Raw genomic sequence first — 16,951 nt, 5'->3', positions numbered from 1 at the left:
GGAGGGATACCCTGAAAGTAGAGAGTACCGGTACCCGGTTAGGATTTCCATAACCAGGTCAGCACCTCTCCCAATTTCTTCTTTGAGCCGGTTAATAGGATTCCGGTCCGGAATATTTTCCCGCCACCCAGGATCACCAGGGCTATAGTACAAAGAAGCACTGCGATACTGCCAAGGATCTCCCACATGGCAGGAGTCTCGATGACTACCCGGGCAAGCATAATGATGGGACTCGTTAATGGAAACCATGATAACCCCACCGCCAAACCCGTTGAGGGATTCATGATGATGGAACTCAGAAGCATAATGGGAATAATGAGAAACAGGATCAGGGGCAAAGACATTTGTCCCATCTGCTGTTCATCCTGGCTGGCAGCACCGATGGCAGCGTAGGCCGAGCCAAAAAGGAAATATCCAAGCAAGAAGAATACCATCAGGGCGGCCAAATTCCCCGGATTAATCTGGCTCAGCATCCCGGGGCCGATGACCGGTTCGAGAAGGGTGGATGCGATTACCGTGGTTACAATCCAGATACCGTATTGAAGGACCCCCGCCAACCCGATACCGAGAATCTTTCCGCCCATTAATTCCCCTGGCTTCAGAGATGACAATAGTATTTCAACGGTTTTAGATGTTTTCTCCTGAACCACCGAGCGGCCGATCATCTGGCCGTACAACAAAATAGTCATATAGAGCAGCATTGCCATGGTAAACACGGTAAAAAATCCGCTGCCAAAGCCGCCGGAATCCGAGGATTCCTCACCCTGTTCTGAGAGGGTAATGTGACTAAACTGGGGTGCCTTGGTGAGAGCCAGTATGGTTTGGGGATCGTATCCCTGCCCGGCCAGACGGTCCCGTACTATGGCCTTGCCAAGAACATCCTGCACCCGACCAACCAGGGTAAAATCCACCGCTTCCTTCGAAAAGAGCACCGGTTCGCCCTGGGCCTGGCTGGCAATACCCAACCGGATGGCACCTTCTCGCACCGCTTCCCGGATCTGATCTTCACCGGAATACTCTTTTAGGGTGATTTGCATGTCCGTCAAAACACCCCGGAGATCTCCAACCTGCTGGGATGAGAGTCCCGCGTGCCCCACCGAAACGCTACCCTGAATCACCTGGGGATTCATAGCCAGCAAGCTTGGTAACACGGTGATCGCTAAAATGAGAAATGGCCCGAGAATGGTGAGGATGATGAAGGCCTTCGTACCAGTCATCTGTTTGAACTCATACTGGGCAACGGTTAGAAGTTTATTGGTTTTCATGGGTGTTTTCCTTTGTCTTTTTGCCGACCAACTGGAGAAAAATAGAATGCAGGGATGGCTGCTCTAAACTGAAATGGGTAACAGTCACCCGCTCCATGGCATACACTAACAGCTCCTGGGCGGCTACCCCATCCTGCAATTCAAATTCGGCCCAACGGGGATAGACCACCGATGCCGATGTCAGAGGACAATCTGAAAGATCGGATGAATTTCCCTCAAATTCCAGACGCACGGAACGGGTGCCGTACTGTTCCTTTATCTTCTCCAGGCTTCCGGAAACCACCGTTTTGCCATGATTCATGAGCAAAATATCTGAACAGATCTTTTCCGCATGCTCCATGATATGGGTGGAAAACAGGATAGTCTTCCCCTGAGAACCAAGCTCCTGGATCGCCTCCAGGAGGGTATTCTGGCTGACCGGATCCATTCCGGAAAAGGGCTCGTCCAGGAATACCACATCAGGATCATGAACCAGGGCTGCGGCGAACTGGACCTTCTGACTCATGCCCTTGGAGAGTTCCTCGACTTTTCTATGCTTCCATTCCTGAAGATCAAACCGTTCAAGCCATCGGTCAATGTTTTTCTGGAGCTGGTCCTTCGGGGCATTTTTCAGGGTGCCGAGATAGGTTAAAAGCTGCCCTACCTTTGCCTGTTTATACAACCCCCGCTCCTCGGGTAAATACCCTATCCGGTCCTGATGGAGGGTGGTAAAGGGCTCTCCGTTAAAGAGAATCTCACCGCCATCCGGAGCAAGGATATTCATGATCATGCGGATTGTTGTTGATTTACCAGCCCCGTTTGGACCTAATAAGCCGAAAATGCGACCCGGGGCGGCCTCTAATGAAATAGAATCCACCGCCCGTAGATCACCGTAGTTCTTTTGCAGGTTTTGTATCTTGATCATGTCTTAGATTACACGGGGTTTGGAAATTTATTCAATTAATTTTTCGATTACCTAGGCTGTACGAGCAATTTCTGGTAACTATTGTATACTAGTACCTTAGGAGGATCATATGAAGACCATACTATCAGCCCTGGACTTTTCACCCATCAGCAAGGCGGTATTTAGTGCATCCCTCGACCTGGCGAAAACCTATGGGGCAAAGCTTTATCTATTACATGTGATTCACAATCTACAGGATGTTTACATCGGTTTTAGTTTAGCAAGCCAGGAGTATTATGGGTCCATGGGGCCTATGTATGTTCCGGATGAAGATCTGGTCAATCAACTCAGGGAACGTGCAAAGGCAGAGGAAGAAGAGCTAAGCGGTATGCAGAAACAGGCGGCGGCCCAGGGAGTCGACTGCGAGGCCCTATTGCTTCAAGGGGATGTGGCTAGGGTGATTAAGGATGAGATTTCCAGGTTATCCGTGGACACCTGCGTGATCGGCACCCACGGCCATGGCATCTTCTACAAGGCCTTGTTGGGATCAACCTCGGAGTCCATCATTGAGCACTGCGGCTGTCCTCTCATGCTCATCCCTGCCGGATACGGTGAAACCCGAAAGAACTCCGAGGACAAAACCTGAACCTCGGACATGAGAATCCCCCTAAAACACCGGGGGGATTCTTACAGGTTCTCCACAGAATCTGAGATTAGGCCCCCTTACGCTGGGAGATTACCCACAGTACCGCGAGGATCACCAGGTCCTTAGAGAATTCTGAAGCCCAGGTCAAGAAATCCGGTTCGAACACACCGTTTATAAAGTAGGTTACCACAATCTGGATGAGCCATAACCCGAAGAGGGTTAGCCCCATGATGAGCTGCCCGTTCCGGCCCAGGGCGACAAATAATCCGATGAGCATCAAAACCCCGGCGACAATCAGTACAATGGGTACAATGATGGCCATGGGTCCGTCATTGACGCCGAAAACCTGCCGCACGCCCCTGAAGATTTTCGCCGTATCGGAATTGTACGATTGGATATGCAGTATCCCGGAGACGGTGAAGTAGATTCCCGTTGCCAGCTGTAGTACAAAGCCGGTAAGACTTCCAGTTTTTGTTGCCATTATTCACTCCTTTTAAAGGTCATTTCGGGTATGGAAATTTGTTTTATTCCCTCGAGTCCGAGTTTTCTCATCTTCGGCTGTATGACGGCCTGGCAGTAGCCGTAATTGGGGTTGTTTGCGTAGAAATCCTGGTGGTAGGCTTCTGCCGGGAAGAACTGCTCCAGCCCTTTGATAACCGTTACAATGGGATCGCTAAAATCCGCCTGTGCCCTGTTTTTGGATTCTTCAATGGCCGCACGCTCCTGATCGTTCTGATAGAAGATGATGGACCGGTACTGGGTGCCGACATCAAAGCCCTGGCGGTTTTCCGTGGTGGGATCGTGGGCATACCAAAACAGGTCCACAAGCTCACGAAAACCTACCTGATCCGGATCATACTCAATCCGTACCACCTCGGCATGGTTGGTTTTCCCCGTTCCTACTTCCTGGTAGGTGGGATTTGGGGTATTGCCCCCCGAATAGCCGGCGACGACCGACAAGACGCCCTGTATGCGCTCGTAAACGGCCTCGACACACCAGAAGCATCCCCCGCCTAAGACGAGGTGCTGTGAATTTCCCATGGTTTTTCCTCCAAATGCCAGATTCAATCCTAAAGGATCGGCTCCCGAGAATGCTGCCCGGGGTCGCTGAACCTCCTGGCCTGTATCGGCCGGAAGGAGCAATGGTGACGGCTGACCAGCCCCCGTAGGAATCCCCGGATGCGAGTCTTCAAGGCTGGGGCTGCCAAAGGCTACTACCGCCAAACCAAAAAAAAGGATAATTCCAATCATCCGGATTGCTGACCGGGAGTTCCCATGCATAACCACCGTCCTTATGCATATAGTACTATTTGATATTCCGATAGTCCAATGGTACTATAAAGTGGTGAAAATCCCTGACTCACCCACAGCCCAACGGGAACTACTCAAGAAGCTATCTCAGATTCCCTGGCCCGATGAACAGGCCTATTTGGTTCGAACCATTCTCTCATCCCACTCAACCTTGGAAGAAAAGCTAACCGTCCTGACGGGACTTGCTGAGGATTTTCCGGATATCGCCGCCCCTGTGTTACAGGGTAGAGGTGATTCTAATAAACCTAGGCCCAAGGCAATGCAGGAAGCCACCCCACCCCCCGGCGAGAGAGCCCAACCCCCTGAAACCCATCAGGATTCCCATAAGGATGCCCCCCACCCTGCCAGTCCCGGCATACCCAACACTCCCCAAGGATCAGCGCCAGGGCGAGAACCGACGGATAATCCTCCCGATACCCCTGAATCGCCGCCGGGTATGGGGGAGGAACCGGAACCGCCCCCGGGTAGCGGGGACGAACCAGAGCTGCCCAACCCGGGGGATGAGGCCGGAACCCCCCGGGAGATTGCCAAGAACCGAAAAACGGTACTCACAGTCCATCAGAACAACGGGTTTCTGCAGTATATTTTTGAGGATATTTGGAAGATTATCCCCTTTGCCAGAGATACCGGTGTAATAGAAGGCCATTTTTTGTTCCTGACCATCCGGCTCAGCCCTACTATAGAACAGACCATGACGCTTTCCTTACAAAAGCGCACCCTCCAACCCCTGGACGAGACCCTCTCATTCATTCTCCGAAAGGGCTGGAAGGCCCTGTCTAAATCTCACTATAATCTGCTGAGGCTTATCCAGGATCTATCCAGGGCGATATTAGCCATTGATTTTACATCCCTGCCCTACCAATCCCGGGAGATTCATGGGGCGTTCCAGGAGGTTCTGGCCCTGTTCTGCGTGTATATCTACCTGGATCCCAGGTTAGACCACACCGCCGATGCCCTCCGAAGGGCATACCAGGCAATGCCGGAAATACCGGGAAGCATCGGAATGAGTATGTCCCTGGTAAAACGGATGGTTACCCGGGAGGGAACCACCCCCTCCCTCTGGAATATTCTCCGGGGAGTTCAGATGGTCCGCTATCGCCGATTTCTGGATATGGACGATCTTTTTTCCCCTCCCGGGGGCCCGGTTATCCCCGAAGACAATTTCGATGCGCCACTAGAGACCCAGGGCGAGATCCGCCGTTACCTCAAGGAATTGGAGAAGGCCTTGATTCCCCTGGTAAAAAAACGGGACAAACTCCGGCGAAGTAGTCTGAAGGGCAATTCCCAAACCCCCGATACCGTTGATGATCTTCAACTCTTCTACGATTTCTCCGATGATCTGTCCGAACAGGCCTCTAAAATTCTCAAGGGATCCCAGCAGGGAATACGCAGCAAACTCCCCGAGAAGGTAGATTTCAGTCATGATAAATCATTCCCTCTCATCCTGACGCTGCGCTTCAGTCAGCGCTGTGTTGAGTCCCTAGGGCCCCTGCTTTCAGGTACCGTTCCCAGCTCCGAGGGCATCATCCGCCTGTTCTCCCAGGATATGTTCGGATTCTACTTCGACAAAATTAGACCATTGATTCCCGAGCTTGTCGGGCTTACAGAGGAACGTGGTACGGATATTTCCATGGAACAGTGGATTGGCCTCAATAAACGGACCGCACAACAACTGTCTGAAGGAGACCGGACGGTAAAATCTACCCTGGAAACGATTCTTCAATCCCTCACCATGGTGCGGGATGTTCTTTCCAGGGTTCTACAGAGCCATAGCCCCCGGGACGGCGGAAATCCCCCGCCCCCGGTAGCTCCCCGAGATCTCAGCAGTCAGGGGGTGAGCATTCCGTATCTGGACGGGGTTATAGAACAACAGGATATTCTCCTGGGAAAATCGGTGTCAGAAGCCCTGTTTTTTGCCCATGAGGTCTTGAGCCAGTTTCTTTCTATCATGCAACCCTCAGCAGGGCAGCAGATCCAGGGCGGTCTGGATGATGTATCTGACCGTATAGCCAGCGTCGTTACGAATATTTCTCGTATGGGGCCAGAAGCGTATCTGCGCAGGGTGAGGAAAAAATTCGGGCTTTAACGAGATTGTATCCAGGGCTGTACCCTGGTACCTCCCCTAGGGGTCGACTGCCTCTGGGATGGATTCAGGGGTACTCGACGTAATTCGGCAAGAAATAATGGGCTCATCCACCCAAGAGGGCATGGATATGCGAAGGGTTCAACGGTTTGCAAAAGGTTGTTCCCGACCCCTCGGCGACGGCCCCGGAGCCGCCCCGCTGTATCCGGTGTAGGTTGCTGCCCTTTGTACACCTTCCATCGGTTTATTCGATGCATTGAGGGTAACAGTGGTATTCCTATTTCAGGGATTCCATGGCAGCGGCTCGGGGAACGATGGATGAACAGATGGAGGTTTTGTCTTTCAGAATCTTCGAACCCCGGGTAATTTTGCAAAGACTGATGCCCAGGGATTCCGCGATATTCCGTTGGGAGACCCCTTGGTCAAGCATCTTCATAAGCCGCCATCGAAGGCTGAGGTTGTGGAGCTCTGATTCGGTGTGCAGCTCTTGTAAGAGACTCAAGACCTCCCTGGTGCCCTCCAGGGAGTGCAGGTTTTCTGCAAGTTGTTCAAGGTCCTGAAGGTTCTCCCGGGTGAGCGTATTGTTCTTCTTCATAGAATCATGGTACCAAACCCCACAGCCCTGGTCAATGAATCTTCTCAGCGGCTTGGAAGCTGACCAATTGCTAAGAACCGGCTTGGTATTTCTTCTGGGAATTTGAAACATGCCTGCTTGTTAAGCCCTAGGCTTTCTGATAAAAACCAGGGAGAACCTATGATCGGAATTGAAAAAACCCAGGGGCTCAGACGCACCTACCTGCATTACATTCTCATCCTCTTTTTGAGTTTACTGTTTGTAACCCTGGCGGTGGTTCAAGTAAGCCTTGTGGCTACTACCTCCATCTACCGAGATCAGATCAGCGTCACCCTAGGACAGATCCACAATACCCTGGCTCTCCATACCGCGGATGGAGCTCTGACCCGGGCCAACATCCAAGAGCTCATTCACGGGATTGTTTCAAACACATCCACACGCGTAACCCTCATCGATTGGGATGGAACGGTGCTCGCGGATACCCAGGCAAACCCTCAGGATATGGACAACCACCGGTTTCGCCCGGAGATACAGGACGCCTATTCTACGGGTAACGGTTCTTCTATCCGGTTTTCGAATACCATTGAACTTGATCAACTGTATTACGCCGAGAGGATCAGCCTCGCTATAGCGAATATTGATTCGAAATACATCCTGCTCCGGGTAAGCATTCCTCTGTCAGGGGTTGTCCGTACCCGAAATGCCTTGATCCGGACCATTCTGCTCATTTCTATTCCCACAATGCTCCTGTCCCTATTTTTGGCCATACTGGAAATTCGTAGAATTAACAAACCCGTTGCCCAGATAGTGGAGGCTGCAAAATCCTACCAAGAGGGCAACCTTCAGGTTTCCCTTTCCATCCTCCGCCCTTGGGAATTCGCACAAATAGCCTGGTCTATGAAGAGTATGGCTACTGATCTTATAAAAAGCCTGGAGACAGCCCGGGCCCAGAGAGACGAAATAAACACCTTATTACAGGCCATCCAGGAGCCTGTTATCCTTGTGGATGACATGCAGCGAATACTCCAAGTAAACGAAAAGGCCCTCCAGCTGGCGGGTAAGTCGGATATCAGGGTCCAGGGAATTCAACTCCTCACTGTTCTCCGCAACTCCGAATTAGCCTCCCTTCTTGACCGGGCAATTGACACCGGATCGCCTCAGCTTGACTCCATCTCGTTTTTCTCCGATGAGGAACGCTGGTATCTCTGTAGGATCCTTCCCATTCCGGGAGCTGATCAGGAGAATCGCTTCTTGATTATGCTCTACGATGAAACAGACCGCCGTAGGAGTGAACAACAGCGCCGTGATTTTATTTCAAACGCTGCTCACGAGCTCCGCACCCCGTTAACGGTGCTGCGAGGCTACATTGAGGGACTCAATGACTCTTCCGGTAGCCCCCAAGAGCATGGAAACGACCTTGCCCCGGTGCTTTTATCGCAGACAAAACGGCTTGAGCATACCCTGGAGAATCTTTTTTCCCTGGTTCGGGTGTGGCAGTCCCCTATGGGATTCGACTGCATCCCGGTTCAACCGATTCTCCAGCGCGTCCTCATGAGCCAGAAAGCACGCAGTGATGAGCGCCAGGTTACCCTCAAGGGTCCGGAGACCAGTGGTTCTCTCCCTCAGAATTCTATTCAGGTCTTCGCCCAGGGGGAACTCATTGAACTTGCGCTGTCCCACCTGATACGCAATGCCATCGAGGCAAGTCCGCCCGGTGGAACCGTCCGAATCTGGACCGAAACCGGAACCCAGACCGTGGATATCGTTGTACATGATGAGGGTGCGGGCATTGAACCCCGCGATCAAGATTCCATTTTCCAGGAATTTTACCGGACCCCCCGGGATCGCCCCCGCTATCCCGGCAGCGGAATGGGATTGACAATAGTCCGTGAAATTGCTGCACTTCATAGGGGCCGGATATCGCTGCAATCCCATCCCGGCCACGGTAGTCAATTTGTTCTTACCTTACCGAAGGATAAACTAGGAAAGACCCAAGGTACGAATTCCGGAAGGGGCAAACAAACCTAGGGGATAAACCTGACCGTAGTTTTGAAACACAGGTGGTTACCACCCGTAACTACAACATATTTTTATAGGGGCGTAGGATGTTAACAGTCATTCATATTCTTGGAAGCCTGGGTTTGTTCCTGTACGGCATGAATTCCATGGGAAAAAACCTGCAGAAGGCTGCCGGATCAAGCCTGCAACGGATACTCGGAATTCTGACAAAGAACCGAGTTACCGGAGTCTTTACCGGGTTTCTTGCCACTGCCCTGATTCAGTCCTCTTCGGCCACCACGGTCATTGTGGTGGGCCTGGTACATGGGGGACTCATGACCCTCAACCAGTCGATTGGGGTCATTATGGGGGCAAATATCGGTACCACGGTTACCGGGTGGATTATTGCCCTCCTGGGATTCAAGGTGAACATTGTAGACCTGGCGTTTTTTGCGCTCCTAGTCGGGATGGTTCTCATTATTCTCCCGGAAAAATACCGCCGCCCCGTAGCTGGAGAGATCCTGGTGGGATTCGCGCTGTTATTCATCGGACTTGATTTTCTCAAGGGCTCTGTCCCCGATATCCGATCGAATCCTGAGATTTTCAGTTGGGTCCAGTCTCTTACCGGATTTGGTATCGGCAGCACTCTGCTGTTCATCCTTTTCGGGACGGCATTGACAATCCTGGTACAATCCAGCAGCGCCGCCATGGCCATTACCCTGACCCTGGCATTTTCGGGTTGGATAGATTTTCAGAATTCTGCAGCCATCATCCTTGGCGAGAATATCGGAACCACCGTAACCGCCTACCTAGCCAGCCTCGGCTCCAATGTTCATTCCCGCCGTGCAGCCCGGGCACACACCTTATTTAATATTTTCGGGGTTCTATGGATGCTCGTGGTGTTTGTTCCCTTCCTCAAGATGGTTGACGCCATAACTCCTGGGGCGATAACAACACCTGATGGAATAACCAGTAGTCTGGCGATGTTCCACACCCTCTTCAATATCTTGAATACCTTTATCTGTATCTGGTTTGTCCCTCAATTCTCCAGCCTGGTACAGAGGATTGTTAAGCCGCGGAAGATTGATTTCGAAGAGGTGTACCAACTAGAGTTTCTGGATACAGGTCTGCCTGGATCCCTCGGTATAAACCTCGACCGCGGAGCAAAAGAGATTCTCAATATGGCGCGTATTGTGGAACAGGCGTATGAAGAAACATCCCAGGAGATTCAGGGCCACCGAAGTTCCTCAAAAGGCCTTGTGGAAACCCTAAAACCCCTCCTGGACAGGCAGCGGTTGATGCACCATGAGATATCCCGGTTCCTGGTAGAATGTACCCGCCACGTAGATTCTGAAGAAGAAAGCCGGCGGACTACAGCATATTTGCAGGTTGTCCAAGAGCTAGATACCATGGCTGGGAGTATTGAAAAGCTTTCCCGGTACCTCTTGAAGTACCACGGGAAGGAGGTAAGCCTGGGCGAAAAGGAACAGAACCAGCTTCATTCCTATCTTGCCATTATTAGAGAGTTTCTTCAGTTCATCCTCGCCAGACTGAACCAGGGTATTGATCCGGAAGAGTTGGATATGGCCCGGGATATGGAGAATAAAATTGATAAACTGCGAGCCCAACTAAAAAAACGGAGCCGGAAACGAATGAAGTCCGGTACAACCGAGGTGAAGAGCGAATTACTCTACCTGGATATTCTGCGGCATGCGGAACACCTGGGTGACAGCTCTCTGCGGATTGCCCAGGCCTTGTGGAATGCGGTGGATGAGGGTGATGAGGATGCCGTTCCGAAAGATACGAAGAACAGCGGCCGGGCTCTGCGCTGAAGCGGTAGTTCGACGAAATACCTAAGAGCCCGACCGGAATTTTGTTACTCACTTAATAGTGCGCACCCTGGAAATCCACCGAAACCGCGCGAATCCAGTTCCCCTCGGCGGATATCCAGGGCTGCATGAAGACGTATAGCCACAGAGCAGATCGCTCAGTGGTCAGATCATGGAGTATGATCTGGAGAACTGGAGTAATCCTCCAGCTCCGGGTCACGGACGGTGTTTTTATAGCGGTTGAACCGTAACTTTCCCTTAACGTAGGTCATCTGGACGGTGAAATCATCATCAAATATCGCGATATCGGCGAAAGAAGTGGGAAGCAGGTACCCGTGCTGGCGCCGTTTCCCGAGAAGATCGCTGGGGTTTGACGCCGCCATTTGTATCGCAAGATCGAGGTCCACACCGAACTCAACCAGGTTTTTTACCCCCTTATTCATGGTTAGGGATGAGCCGGCAATACAATCATCCTTTTTTCGACGGAAGATTCCCGTCTGATCAAGGTATACCTCCTCCCCATTAGCAACCAGGGTGCCTTGTTTTTGTTCGGTAGGCTTAAGCGCATCGGTAACAAGGATTATTTTATCAGCGGGTTTGCTGCGAACCAGCAATTCGATGAGGGCCGGATGAACATGGTACCCGTCTGCAATAAGCTCCACCGAGACGTTGGTATGTAACAGGAGCGCACCCACAGCGCCTGGATTTCGGTGGTGCAGACTTCGCATGGCATTATACATATGGGTTGCATGGAGAATCCCCGCTTGAAATCCCTCCACCATCTGTTCGTAGTGGGCATCGGTGTGACCGGCGGATAACACCGTACCATGGCGATTACAGAATAATGCGAGTTCCCGCATATGCTTCAACTCGGGTGCCACGGTCATTATTGCGATGGACTCCTTCCCAATGGCATACAGTTCTTCCATTAGGGTAATATCCACGGGTTTAATGTATTCCTCCCGCTGCACTCCCTTCTTTTCCGGGCTGATAAATGGTCCCTCCAAGTGCATACCGAATATCGATGCCCCACTCTCCTTCCCCTGGGCCTCCATACAATGGCCGAGGGTCTCTTTGAACCTGGATATCTCCTGGGGATAGAGGGTCGGACAGAACCCGGTAACCCCGTAGTGGACCAAAGCATCCGACATAGCAATGATCTCCTCCGGTGAAGAATCGTCCGTCCCATGGCCGTGCAGCCCATGAATATGGGTGTCGATAAAACCAGGACTAACAAACAACCCTTCCAGATCAATGATGGTGGTTCCCTTGGGAAACCGCCGCTTATGGAATCTGGAATTACTCATCACCTCTGAAATTCGCTGGTCCTCAATCACCACAGTGCTCTGCTCCAATACAGTGATGCCGGTATAAACGGTGCCGTTATACAATACGGTCTGGCTCATGTGTACATCCCTCCGTTAGTTACCTCAACTTACCAACCCTTTCGCATAAAGTAAATAGGGCCAGCTTCGTTTTCAAGACAATTACGTGTATGGACATGTCGTCTCTGCCGGCTTTTATGGAAACGGTGGGTAACGGCCGATCGCCTGGTATGGGGCACCGGTGTTATATCCTGTAAGAACCAAGGGATAGCCTCAAGAATGGGGGAAGGCGGCGAACCCTACATGGTTCGCACAACCTGAAAGGCGGTCGGAGACGTCTTCCAAGCCCAGGGGGGACTACTCAATCCGTATTATCCTGGGAAGCCGAAAGACAGGCGAATCCCCCCTAAAGCTGATACTTCTCGGAGGTAAGCACACGTTGGGAATCGATATAGTCATTCAAATCCTCAACAACCTGTATCAGGTCACTATCCAGTGATGAAATACCATCGAAGAATGATGCAATATCCTGGCTCGTCAAAGAGTCGTCTTTCGGTCGGTAGGTCAAATGGGTAAAGAACACAAACCACTGTTGGCGCACGGTTCGAAAGGCTTGAATCCCCGCTGCGTTCCGTTCAAGGCCGAATTGTTTTGAATCCTTTAGAAGATCCCGGGCTGATTGGAGAAACCCACCGTATGACTCGATAATCAACAGCTGGTCATCTATGGTTCTAATAATCCGGGGAATATGTTCCGGTATCTCCGGGATTTCCGGCGGAGGCGGATTCAGGGGATCGTAACCCTGATCAGCCTCCGAAGAACCCCCAGCATACAGCCCTGCTCCAAGGGTGATAAGGAACATCAGGAGAAGCAGTACTACTTTGAATGAACGTTGATGCACGGAATCCTCCCTGGGAAAACCCTCGTATTAGACTGAGTAGCGGGGCCACCCACTACACAATAGTATCCCGTTTTTTACCGCTTGTCCAAGTGCTCGTCATATTGGGTGACACGATTTCTCCCATGTTCCTTCGAGAAATACAGGGCTTTATCCGCAAGGGAGATGCTCACACCAAAACCCTGCTCTTGCCTTTCGGGGGTATCTGTGCTCGAGGGGTATTGGCTTACACCAATGGAGACAGTCACCCGTCCCTTAAAATTCCAGGCAAGGGTTTCACAGCTTTTCCTCATGGTCTCAGCGACATGGAGGCCCTGATCTATTCCTGTTTCAGGTAGGGCAATGAGAAACTCCTCACCTCCCCAGCGTGCAACGATATCCTGTTTTCTCACCCCCTGTTTGAGGAGCACAGAAATTCGCTTTAGCACCTCGTCTCCGGTCTCGTGTCCGTGGGAATCGTTTATGGATTTAAAATTATCAATGTCTAGTAATAAGAAGGTTATTACGCGGTTATACCGGGTACTCCGCTGGATTTCATACTCCAGGAGTTCCCAGGCCCTTCGCCTGTTTAGCAAGCCCGTCAGACTATCATGACTCGCCAATTCCTTTAACTTTAGGTTTGCGGCAACGATATCCCGTTGATACGCCTGGGATTCCTCCTCGGCCTTCATGGCCTTAAGCACCTGCAAATTCAATTCTGCATTTATCTGTTCCGTCTCACCCAGCAACCGGCGATACTCCAAGTGGATCTGCACCCGCTTCATTAACTCTGGTCCGAAAAACGGTTTTGTAATATAATCCGAGGCACCGGCATCATACGCCTGCATAAGCGTCTCTTTATCCACCCTGGCTGTCAGGAAAATCACAGGAATATCACGGTACTCCCTCCGTTCCTTGAGTTGTCTGCAAAGGCTGATGCCGTCCACAACAGGCATCATGATGTCGAGGAGTATGATATCCGGCCTATGGTTTTCTATCCGTGCCAGGGCTTCCTCTGCAGAAAGCGCATAGGTGATCGCCAACCCCTGTCCGCGAAGATGCGAAGCGGCTACCTGGATATTGGTACTATCATCATCTACGATGAGGACGGTGGCGGCAGTTTTGGGATCATCCTTCATTCCCTAAACCCCAATCATGGAATAGTACATTCCATTCTCGTTCTATGGCTTCGATATTCCAATCCACAGCAGCATTATGGAGGCTCAGAATTCTGTTCCGGAACCCTGGAATACCCTGCATCTCCTCAGAATCCAGAATCTGGGAGGTCCTGGTAATAATTTCATCAATAATCCCTCGGCTCCTAAGTTCCTTGAGACTCTGAAGTATATCCGGGGGAAGGACTTCATTTTGTTGTATAGTCCTTGATTCCACCCCCTTCAACCCAGGATCCAGCACATTCGGCTCCCCTTCAATCTCGGGGAAGTCTTCTGTGACGATGGCCCCTTCAGGGGCGGTTACAGGCGAACTCGATTTACGCAGCGGGAAGGTAGGAACCTGGAGACGTACGGTGGTACCCTCTCCCGCCCTACTGTACACCCGAAGTGAACCCTCCATCTGCTGGGTAAGCCGGTAAGAAATGGTTAATCCTAACCCGGCACCGTTAAATTTTCGTTGGGAGACATTATCCACCTGGTTAAATGCCGTGTAGATCTGCTCAATCTTTTCCGGGGGGATTCCAATGCCTGTGTCCGCAACCTCAAAAATAAGGGTATTACCGTTATCCGCAAGATCGCATGTGAGGGTAACTCCGCCGTGTTCCGTAAACTTAATGGCATTCCCCAGCAGATTCACGAGAATCTGACGCAGCCTAAGGGGATCAAATAGGTAATTCATTGTGTCTAATTCCAGAAGGGCCTGACTCAGGTCTAGTCTCAGATCTATTCCCTTATTCTTCGATGCACCCTGAAACAACTGAACCAACTCCTCTAAAAATACACGGATATTCGTTTCTTCCGGCCGAATAACCATCATTCCGGCCTCAATTTTTGAGAGGTCCAGGATATCATTGATCAGGTCTAGGAGATGGTTCCCTGACCGCTCAATGGTACGGGCGTACTCAGCCATGGCTGGATCCTTGGAGTCCTGATGAATTAACGAGGCAAAGCCAATAATTCCATTCAGGGGCGTACGTATTTCATGACTCATATTCGCAAGGAAGGCGCTCTTTGCCCGGTCAGCGGCTTCAGCGCGCTCCTTTTCTTGGATGAGTTCCCGGTTACGCTGCTGTCGTTCGGAAACATCCCGGGTAATGGCAATAATTTCTGTAACATCCCCATGGGCGTCCACGACCATTTTACTGGTGGTCTCCACCCACCTCCATGATCCGTTTTTATGGTGGATTCGGTAGGTAACTTGGGAGCTTTGGTGCATATCGTAGATCTGTTTATGGCTCAGGCGTATATCAGGAACATCCTCGGGATGAAACAGGGTGTATGGATCCCTGCCTATCAGCTCCTGAGGGTCGTACCCGATGAGATCTCGGGAAGCTGGAGAAGCATAGAGGTAGGCTCCATCCGGCGCATGCCGGGATATCATATCGGTGGCGTTTTCTGCTAAAAGCCGGTAATGTATTTCGCTGTTGCGGAGAGCCTCTTCCATCCGGCGCTGCTCCGTCACGTCCCGCTGAACGGCAATAAATCCCTCCAGGAGTGAGCCCCGGCTCAGGACCGGGTGGATGGTTTGCGCGGCCGTATAGAGTGATCCATCCCGTCGCCGGTTGATGATCTGCTCAGACCAGATGGTGTGATTCCCCAGGGTGCGCCATAGCTGTTCATAATACTCTCTGGATTGAAGACCCGACTTGAATAAACGCGGGGTCTGCCCTAGGAGTTCATCCTTTGAATAGCCGCTGATGGTGGACATGGCGTTATTCGCATAAATGATTCTCCCCAAGGGGTCAGTAATGTACACACCCAAATCTATGGTATGAAGGGCCTTCTCGATGGTTACCAATAACTGTACTGCTTTTTTCCTTCGGAAACCCCAGAGAAGCAACACAACCGCGCCGATCCCTAGGACGGCGATACTGAGTACCCATGGAAAGGCCGTACCCAATCCTACAGACTGATTCTCAAGCGCACCGGGAGCGGAGGTCGGTTCGAAATCTATAAACACCGTATTATCGGGTAACGCCTCCCTGGATAGGGAAAACCGTTCCATGGGTTCGGTGTTGATTAAGAACGGATTGTCACTGTAGAGCAGCTGGGGCTCTCCCAGGGGTTCGGCGAATCGCTGAACCATGAGTGTGCCGGCCATGGTGCCGACCTGGTTCGCATTAACCATGTATCCGCCCAGGGCACCGAACTGCAGGGTATCCTCCCAAAAACTGTATATGGGAAAGGAACCTAGGGATTCTATGAGTTGGAAGGACTCCTCCAGAGTCAGTAACTCACCTGTTTTAGTGACAAAGTATGATAAATACAAGATTGGGGTGGAAGCCGGGGCTTGCAGCAGTTGTTTTCTCAGCTGGTCAGTAGATGGACTAGGGAGCAGGGTTAGCGGTGGAATCTGTTCTCCCTGAGCCTGCAGGTCCGCCGCAGCCATGGTTATCTGGTTCGCGTAACTTTGACCCAATTCTGTCTCATCGGTTAGTACCATGATAGTGGAAGCGCCAGGGTGGAGTCGTGCTATGGCCCGAAGATTTCTGGAAAAATCGAGGCTCTCAATCACTCCGGAGCCGGTATACCCGGGAATCTGGTCATGCAATCCGGCAGCCACCACCGAGGAGCCAATATGCTTGAGGACATCGAGCTGATCCTGGTACTCTAGGTAAAAATAGAGGGCATTATCGTCCGTGAGGTATAAACCGTCCAGGTGCTGACCCCGGTATTTTTTGGATACGAAGTCAGCTGTAATGGGCGCAACCTGTTGGTAGGGAAACTGTTTTGTCTGGAGAAATTCACTGAAAAAAACTGCTTTGGGATAGGATTCCCTGACCGTCGCTTGAAAAACCTCACCCAGCTCAGCTGTCCAAGGAAAATCGCTGCTGTAGGAATGGAGGATCAGGATAGCGGGTTCCTGGGCGAATGCCAGGACGAAGGGCGATAACCAGAATACTGCGATAATGATCATTAGGGAACGAACCCGTTTTTCCATACCTAAAGCTTAGGAATTGCGGAGATTGAAAGCAAGGTTTTTCG

The 16,951-nt window shown here is 51.4% G+C and carries 13 protein-coding genes; 4 read left to right on the top strand and 9 right to left on the bottom strand.

Features of this window, described 5'->3' with window-relative positions:
* Positions 1-38: 38 nt before the first annotated feature.
* Positions 39-1,265 carry an ABC transporter permease gene (locus DC28_RS02865; protein WP_037545555.1) on the bottom strand — a complete coding sequence of 409 codons (1,227 nt, stop codon included), beginning with the start codon at positions 1,263-1,265 and terminating at the stop codon, positions 39-41.
* Positions 1,252-2,169, bottom strand: a complete 918-nt coding sequence (locus tag DC28_RS02860) for an ABC transporter ATP-binding protein (protein WP_037545552.1) — start codon at positions 2,167-2,169, stop codon at positions 1,252-1,254. The genes DC28_RS02865 and DC28_RS02860 overlap by 14 nt, the downstream gene beginning before the upstream one ends.
* 109 nt (positions 2,170-2,278) lie before the next feature.
* On the opposite strand from DC28_RS02860, the gene DC28_RS02855 reads away from it, so the two are divergent.
* Complete coding sequence (locus DC28_RS02855; protein WP_037545549.1) at positions 2,279-2,794, top strand: universal stress protein; 516 nt, start codon at positions 2,279-2,281, stop codon at positions 2,792-2,794.
* Positions 2,795-2,861: 67 nt separating this feature from the next.
* On the opposite strand, the gene DC28_RS02850 is transcribed toward DC28_RS02855, so the two are convergent.
* Both DC28_RS02850 and msrA read right to left on the bottom strand, forming a co-directional pair.
* Entirely contained in the window at positions 2,862-3,275 is a 414-nt protein-coding gene (locus DC28_RS02850; protein WP_037545546.1) for a hypothetical protein, read from the bottom strand.
* Entirely contained in the window at positions 3,275-3,835 is a 561-nt protein-coding gene (gene msrA / locus DC28_RS02845) for a peptide-methionine (S)-S-oxide reductase MsrA (protein ID WP_037545778.1), read from the bottom strand. Before msrA ends, DC28_RS02850 begins: the two co-directional genes overlap by 1 nt.
* 304 nt (positions 3,836-4,139) lie before the next feature.
* On the opposite strand from msrA, the gene DC28_RS02840 reads away from it, so the two are divergent.
* Complete coding sequence (locus tag DC28_RS02840) at positions 4,140-6,191, top strand: hypothetical protein (protein ID WP_156104550.1); 2,052 nt, start codon at positions 4,140-4,142, stop codon at positions 6,189-6,191.
* A 274-nt stretch (positions 6,192-6,465) separates the two neighbouring features.
* On the opposite strand, the gene DC28_RS02835 is transcribed toward DC28_RS02840, so the two are convergent.
* Positions 6,466-6,783 carry a Trp family transcriptional regulator gene (locus tag DC28_RS02835; RefSeq protein ID WP_081941864.1) on the bottom strand — a complete coding sequence of 106 codons (318 nt, stop codon included), beginning with the start codon at positions 6,781-6,783 and terminating at the stop codon, positions 6,466-6,468.
* Between the two features lie 159 nt (positions 6,784-6,942).
* Between DC28_RS02835 and DC28_RS02830 the strand changes: the two genes are divergently transcribed.
* Together DC28_RS02830 and DC28_RS02825 are read left to right on the top strand one after the other, a co-directional pair.
* A complete protein-coding gene (locus DC28_RS02830; RefSeq protein WP_037545539.1) occupies positions 6,943-8,790 on the top strand; it encodes an ATP-binding protein in 1,848 nt (615 codons plus the stop codon).
* A gap of 77 nt (positions 8,791-8,867) precedes the next feature.
* On the top strand, positions 8,868-10,592 hold the full coding sequence (locus DC28_RS02825) for a Na/Pi cotransporter family protein (protein ID WP_052078371.1): 1,725 nt from the start codon (positions 8,868-8,870) through the stop codon (positions 10,590-10,592).
* Positions 10,593-10,759: 167 nt separating this feature from the next.
* Here the strand turns inward: DC28_RS02825 and nagA are convergent, their stop codons facing one another.
* From nagA to DC28_RS02805, 4 genes are all read right to left on the bottom strand, one after another.
* Positions 10,760-11,995: an N-acetylglucosamine-6-phosphate deacetylase gene (nagA, locus tag DC28_RS02820; protein ID WP_081941834.1), complete on the bottom strand. Its 1,236-nt coding sequence runs from the start codon at positions 11,993-11,995 to the stop codon at positions 10,760-10,762.
* 325 nt (positions 11,996-12,320) lie between these two features.
* A complete protein-coding gene (locus DC28_RS02815; RefSeq protein ID WP_037545536.1) occupies positions 12,321-12,815 on the bottom strand; it encodes a hypothetical protein in 495 nt (164 codons plus the stop codon).
* Positions 12,816-12,889: 74 nt separating this feature from the next.
* Positions 12,890-13,930, bottom strand: a complete 1,041-nt coding sequence (locus DC28_RS02810) for a GGDEF domain-containing response regulator (RefSeq protein ID WP_037545533.1) — start codon at positions 13,928-13,930, stop codon at positions 12,890-12,892.
* Positions 13,920-16,907, bottom strand: a complete 2,988-nt coding sequence (locus DC28_RS02805; RefSeq protein ID WP_081941832.1) for a PAS domain-containing hybrid sensor histidine kinase/response regulator — start codon at positions 16,905-16,907, stop codon at positions 13,920-13,922. The genes DC28_RS02810 and DC28_RS02805 overlap by 11 nt, the downstream gene beginning before the upstream one ends.
* Positions 16,908-16,951: the final 44 nt, after the last annotated feature.

Source organism: Spirochaeta lutea (assembly GCF_000758165.1).
Taxonomy (GTDB): domain Bacteria; phylum Spirochaetota; class Spirochaetia; order DSM-27196; family Salinispiraceae; genus Spirochaeta_D; species Spirochaeta_D lutea.
The sequence above is the reverse complement of the archived record's forward strand: the minus strand, read 5'-3'. Positions and strand labels throughout refer to the sequence as shown.

Bases quoted from the DNA above. Each gene is read 5' to 3' on its own strand.
- DC28_RS02825 (WP_052078371.1), top strand. From the start codon at position 8,868: ATGTTAACAGTCATTCATATTCTTGGAAGCCTGGGTTTGTTCCTGTAC.
- DC28_RS02835 (WP_081941864.1), bottom strand. From the start codon at position 6,783: ATGAAGAAGAACAATACGCTCACCCGGGAGAACCTTCAGGACCTTGAA.
- nagA (WP_081941834.1), bottom strand. From the start codon at position 11,995: ATGAGCCAGACCGTATTGTATAACGGCACCGTTTATACCGGCATCACT.
- DC28_RS02805 (WP_081941832.1), bottom strand. From the start codon at position 16,907: ATGGAAAAACGGGTTCGTTCCCTAATGATCATTATCGCAGTATTCTGG.
- DC28_RS02855 (WP_037545549.1), top strand. From the start codon at position 2,279: ATGAAGACCATACTATCAGCCCTGGACTTTTCACCCATCAGCAAGGCG.
- msrA (WP_037545778.1), bottom strand. From the start codon at position 3,835: ATGGGAAATTCACAGCACCTCGTCTTAGGCGGGGGATGCTTCTGGTGT.
- DC28_RS02865 (WP_037545555.1), bottom strand. From the start codon at position 1,265: ATGAAAACCAATAAACTTCTAACCGTTGCCCAGTATGAGTTCAAACAG.
- DC28_RS02810 (WP_037545533.1), bottom strand. From the start codon at position 13,930: ATGAAGGATGATCCCAAAACTGCCGCCACCGTCCTCATCGTAGATGAT.
- DC28_RS02830 (WP_037545539.1), top strand. From the start codon at position 6,943: ATGATCGGAATTGAAAAAACCCAGGGGCTCAGACGCACCTACCTGCAT.
- DC28_RS02860 (WP_037545552.1), bottom strand. From the start codon at position 2,169: ATGATCAAGATACAAAACCTGCAAAAGAACTACGGTGATCTACGGGCG.
- DC28_RS02850 (WP_037545546.1), bottom strand. From the start codon at position 3,275: ATGGCAACAAAAACTGGAAGTCTTACCGGCTTTGTACTACAGCTGGCA.